The organism is Kitasatospora sp. NPDC058965, from assembly GCF_042741245.1.
Lineage (GTDB): Bacteria > Actinomycetota > Actinomycetes > Streptomycetales > Streptomycetaceae > Kitasatospora.
Window position 1 is genome coordinate 1 of sequence record NZ_JBHYKG010000466.1, and the last position, 4868, is coordinate 4868.

The following is a 4868-nucleotide window of genomic DNA, read 5'->3' on the forward strand; positions in this document are numbered from 1 at the left end:
GGGTGTGCGTCGTGCTGACGTCAGTCGCGGCGGTCGAGGAGGACCACCTCGAACTCCTCCAGGGCGATGAGGTTCATCGGGGTGGCCGCCGTCGCCTTCGCCCGACTCGTGGCCTGGGCGCCGCGGGAGGCGGCCAGCGCCGCGCGGGTGGCCCACAGGGTGCCGACCGAGCCGAATCCGGTGCCGCGGTCGGCGAGCAGGGTGGCGCCGGCGAATCCCGCCGTGGCCTCGAAGGCGGGCAGGGCGGTGGAGCGGAACAGTTCGGTCAGCTCGTCCAGCCGGTCCGGCGGCATCTGGAAGCGCCCGATCCGGAAGCCGCCGCCCGCCTCGACCTGCGGGTTGGGTGTGTAGGCCAGCGCCTCCGACGTCATCACAGACGTCGACGCGGCGAAGGGCGCCAGCAGCTCCGCCCGTCGCTGCTGCAGCTGTTCGTTGCTGGACTCGGCGTGTTCGGCGGTGTCCCACCAACTCCCCATGATGATCTTGCCGATCTCGCGGTCGGCGAAGAGCCCGTAACCCCGGTAGCCGGGCTGGTCGGAGAGCAGCTTGACCGCCTCCACCAGCAACCCGTCCAGGGCCTGGTCGATCTGGGCCGGATCGCCCGTCACGTAAGCGGTGCGTACGTACATCAGCGGCCCCCAATCCTTTCTCTGGATACCTGCTTCCGACGCTCCTCCGGTGCAGGGGCCGTCGCAAGCCGGTATCACGTCGCGCTCGGCCGCTGCCCGCTGTCCGGTGCACCCGCGGTGCCGAGCAGTCGGTCCACCAGGAGTTCCGGGTAGCCGGTGGCCGGGGGGTCGATGCCGAAGATCGCCCGGATGTAGAGCGGTGCGACCAACTGGTCGAGGATCTGCTCCAGCGGTGGCGGGTGTTCGCCACGGGCGGCGGCCCGCTCGCGGATGCGCTCGATGGAGTGGATGCGGCGCTGGAAGTGCTGTGCGCGTTCCGCCTGGGCATCGGCGCTGCTCGGCATGGAGAGGGCGACGGCCCGGACGAGCAGGCGGCCCTCGGGCGTGCGGATGCTCGCCACTCCCGCGCGTGCCCACGCGGTGAGGTCTCCGCGCAGGGTCCCGGTGTCCTGCAACGGCCAGTCCCGCTCCAGGCGGGTGGTGACCACGTCGGCCAGCAGCGCCTCGCGACTGCCCCAACGCCGGTAGACGCTGGTGTGGTTGACCCCGGCGCGCTGGGCGATCGCGGGAATGGTGAGCTCGCCGCCGTCGGGGGCGGAGAGCAGGTCGACGACCGCCTGGTGGACGGCCGAGCGGACCTGCTCGGGGCTCTTGCGGAGGCGTGCGGTCGGTTCCTTGGAAGTCACGCCCCCATCGTAAGCACAGATGTTTGCTTATTGGGCTCCGGCGGGTCTAGAGTCCTCGTCGTAAGCACAGATCTGTGCTTGGGGATGAGGAGAGTGCGATGCGGAACCTGCTGTTCCCGAACAACACCCAGTTCTGGTACGAGACCCTGCGGTCGATGAGTCACATCGCCTACGGCGGCGCGGACTTCGGCGAGGTGGTCGCCACCGGCGAGCGGATCGTCGAGGGCGACTACGACAGCTGGTACCGGGAGTGGCTGGCCACCGCCGACCGGGTCTCCGGCGAGGCGGAGAAGGCGCTCGCCGGCGGTCACCGGATCAGCGCCCGGGACGGGTTCCTCCGGGCCTCGAACTACTACCGGTCGGCCGAGTTCTTCCTGCACGGCCACCCCTGCGACCCCCGCCACGACCACGCGTACGACCGCAGCGTGGCGTGCTTCCGCGCCGCGGCCGCGCTGTTCACCCCGATCATCGAGCCGGTCCGGATCCCCTACGAGGACACCACGCTGCCCGGCTACCTCTACCGGGCCGACGACTCGGGGACCCCGCGGCCGACGCTGATCATGCACAACGGGTTCGACGGCACGGCGGAGGAGATGCACTTCTTCGGTGCGCTGGCCGGCGTCGAGCGCGGCTACACCGTGCTGACCTTCGACGGCCCCGGCCAGCCCGGGCCGCGCCACCACCAGGGCCTGGCGTTCCGCCCCGACTGGGAGAACGTCATCACTCCGGTGGTGGACTTCGCCGAGGCCCTCCCCGAGGTCGACGGCAGCCGGATCGCCCTCCTCGGCCTCAGCATGGGCGGCATCCTCGCGCCCCGGGCCGCCGCGTTCGAGCACCGTCTCGCCGCGCTGATCGCCGTCGACGGCGTCTACGACCTCGGCCAGGTGTCCGTGCGGAACATCCCCGGTGACCGCGAGGCCGCCGAAGCCCTGCTGCGCGCCGACTCCGCCCCCGCACTCGACGCGTCGCTCGCCCAGGTGATGGCCGCCGATCCGACCGCCCGGTGGGCGATCAACCACGGCATGTACGTGATGGGCGTCGACACCCCGCGCGCCTTCAACGCCGCCTACCTCGACTACACCCTCGCGGGCGGCATCGCCGAGCGGATCCAGTGCCCCACGCTGGTCTGCGACGCCGCCGAGGACGAGTTCTTCAAGGGCCAGCCGGAGCAGCTGTACGACCACCTCACCTGCCCGAAGACCCTGCTGGTGTTCACCGCGGAGGAGGGTGCCGGCGCCCACTGCCACCCCGGCGCGATGCGTCTGTCCCAGGCGCGGATCTACGACTGGTTGGACTCCACGCTGGGGAACGTCGCGGCTTGAGAACCCTCTTGGGATGCGGCGCCGGGCAGCAGCCTTCCCGTGCTCTCCGCCGGCGGCCCCGAATCACCGCTCGGCGTCGCGGGCCCTGTCCCCGCCGGGTTCTGTCCTACGGACCTGCTGTCGCCGCGACCCGGAGCGGGTCGGTCTCGCTCCCGTGGCGCGGGGGCCTCGTTCGGGGAAGACCTGCGCTCCGACGCCAGGTTGCCGGGCAGCGCGCCTGTGCAGGACCGACGGTTACGACGCGCCGGAGAACCTAGGCCACGTTCCACTCCAGCGGCAGGTCGGCGCTGCAGAAGAGGCAGACGAAGTCCTGCTCCCGGACGATGGCGAGCTCCCGGCAGGAACGGCAGCGGCGGAAGACCAGCTCCTGCGTGAAGCCGGAGGGGCGAGCGATCCCGATCCGGTCCAGCGCCGCGGCCACGGCCGGCCAGGAGCTGATGTCCGGGCAGTAGCCGGTGGACTGGTTGCTGACCTCGTCGACCGTCCAGTGCCCGGCTTCCTCGTGGAAGCTCAGCTCGCCGGCGCTCAGCACCGCGCCGCCGTCGGCGCACACCACGTGCTCGCTGCGGCGGGGGGCCAGGCGCAGCACGCCGGCGGCGTCGACCACGAAGGTGAACGGTTCGGCCAACTCGTCCGGTGTTCGTGCGGCGACCCACTCGGCGAAGTCGGCCGGCGAGCAGATCGTCCGGCCTCCACCGCCGGGCCGGACGAGTGCCGTCAGCTCGGCCGGGCCCACGTACCGGTAGTTCCGCTGCTGTGTCCCCACCTCCGCCAGCCTAGTGCCGCATCGGGCACCGTTCGCCTCCGTTCTGACGTGGTCTGTTCGAGGACGTCCCCTCAGACCACCGCTTTCCTCCGCTCGGCCTCGTCGGCGAGACGCAGGACGACCTGGCCTGCCTTGAGGGCAGCTGCTCCTGATCGCCCACGCCCTCGTCGGTTTCCCGGCCGACATCGGCCTGATCGGCAGCGTGTCGGCCGTGGGGCGCAGGGTGCGGTAGTCCTCTCACGGGGCCGGGTTCACGGGTTCGGGGTGGTGAGTGCGGCATGGGCGACGCCGCGTGTGAGCTCGGGACGGCCGAGGACGTCGGTGCTGTCGACGAACTGGTCGATCGCTCCGGCCATCGGCAGCATGCGCACAGCGGGATCGGTGATGCGGGCGGTCAGCGCGGCGGTGAACCGTTCGGCGTGCAGGACCTGGAAGGGCCGGCCGTGGTAGGGCCGTGTAGTGGGGTCGACCGGGTCGGTGAGGCGGAGTTGGTTGTGCAGATCGGCGACGGCCCCGTAGGCGCGACAGAGGTGCTGCTCGCGGGTGCGCCAGTCGGTGGCCGAGAGGACGGCGGTCAGCACAGGGACGAGGTCGGCTGCCTGAGGGGTGCGGGCGACGGCGGAACCGAGCCATTTGCTGTACGGCGCGTAGCGTCGGTTCATGAGCAGGCACAGCCGCATCAGATCTCGCACCAGCCGGGCGGCGACGACGGCGGAACCGAGCTCGTCGCCCACTTCACCGCAGCGGCCGACGAATGCCTCCTCCTGGGAGATGCGCCGCCATTGGCAGGCGAGCAGGTAGAGCCAGAGGTCGTGGGGATACCACTCGAGGTTGGCGCGGGCCGGCGCGAGCTGCCCGAGCCCGTCGTGGAAGACGGCGCCGGCGGTGACTTCGGCGAGGAGCTGGGTGGGGGTGGCCAGCCAGTCCGTCAGGGTGACGTCCGTGCGCGGGTCGAAGCCCAGGTGAGCGGTGAACCAGGTTCCGGGGTCGGTGATGTCGACACGGTGGTGGACGGGACCGTCGGTCGTCTGCATGAACCCGATGCCCGGCTCGCCGGTGGAGGCGAAGTGGGTGGGATAGCCGCAGAAGGTCTTCGGCAGCCGGTCGGAGAGCAGGTCCCTGATCCTCGCGGCGTGCCGGGTGGCGTCCCGCGGGCTCAGGAAGATCTGCAGGCGGGGGCCCCACTCGTGGTCCGCCGAGCGGGCGGTGTCGAATCCGAGGACCTCCGAGCCGCTGCCGAGACGGGCGGCGGAATGGACGGTCCCGGGGACCGCCTCGTCCAGCGCCGGGCGCACGGCCTCGTGGTAGAAGCGCCGGGAGAGCTCCAGACCGGGGAGGAACGGGGGTGTCGTCATGCGTGTCACCGATCGATCAGGTGCCGGTGGTCCCGGCTCCAGGCGAGGCGGGCTCGGAGTTCGTCCAGGTGGCCTTCGGCGACCCAGGTGGCCTGGGGCTCGTGGCCCTG

Annotated in this window: 5 protein-coding genes; 1 reads left to right on the forward strand and 4 read right to left on the reverse strand. The window is 71.5% G+C overall.

From position 1 onward, the window contains the following. Window positions 1-20: 20 nt before the first annotated feature. Together ACFW1A_RS38555 and ACFW1A_RS38560 are read right to left on the reverse strand one after the other, a co-directional pair. The gene (locus tag ACFW1A_RS38555) at window positions 21-629 is read right to left on the reverse strand and encodes an antibiotic biosynthesis monooxygenase (protein ID WP_380417998.1); all 609 of its coding nucleotides are present in this window, start codon (window positions 627-629) and stop codon (window positions 21-23) included. 74 nt (window positions 630-703) lie between these two features. After that, the gene (locus ACFW1A_RS38560) at window positions 704-1315 is read right to left on the reverse strand and encodes a TetR/AcrR family transcriptional regulator (RefSeq protein WP_380418000.1); all 612 of its coding nucleotides are present in this window, start codon (window positions 1313-1315) and stop codon (window positions 704-706) included. A gap of 98 nt (window positions 1316-1413) precedes the next feature. Here ACFW1A_RS38560 and ACFW1A_RS38565 point away from each other — a divergent pair, with 98 nt between their 5' ends. Beyond that, on the forward strand, window positions 1414-2637 hold the full coding sequence (locus ACFW1A_RS38565) for an alpha/beta hydrolase family protein (protein WP_380418003.1): 1224 nt from the start codon (window positions 1414-1416) through the stop codon (window positions 2635-2637). A gap of 253 nt (window positions 2638-2890) precedes the next feature. Here the strand turns inward: ACFW1A_RS38565 and ACFW1A_RS38570 are convergent, their stop codons facing one another. Continuing rightward, the gene (locus ACFW1A_RS38570; RefSeq protein ID WP_380418006.1) at window positions 2891-3403 is read right to left on the reverse strand and encodes a hypothetical protein; all 513 of its coding nucleotides are present in this window, start codon (window positions 3401-3403) and stop codon (window positions 2891-2893) included. A 251-nt stretch (window positions 3404-3654) separates the two neighbouring features. Beyond that, window positions 3655-4758 (reverse strand): DUF4037 domain-containing protein, encoded by a 1104-nt coding sequence (locus tag ACFW1A_RS38575; protein WP_380418009.1) that lies wholly within the window; start codon window positions 4756-4758, stop codon window positions 3655-3657. Between the last annotated feature and the right edge of the window lie 110 nt (window positions 4759-4868).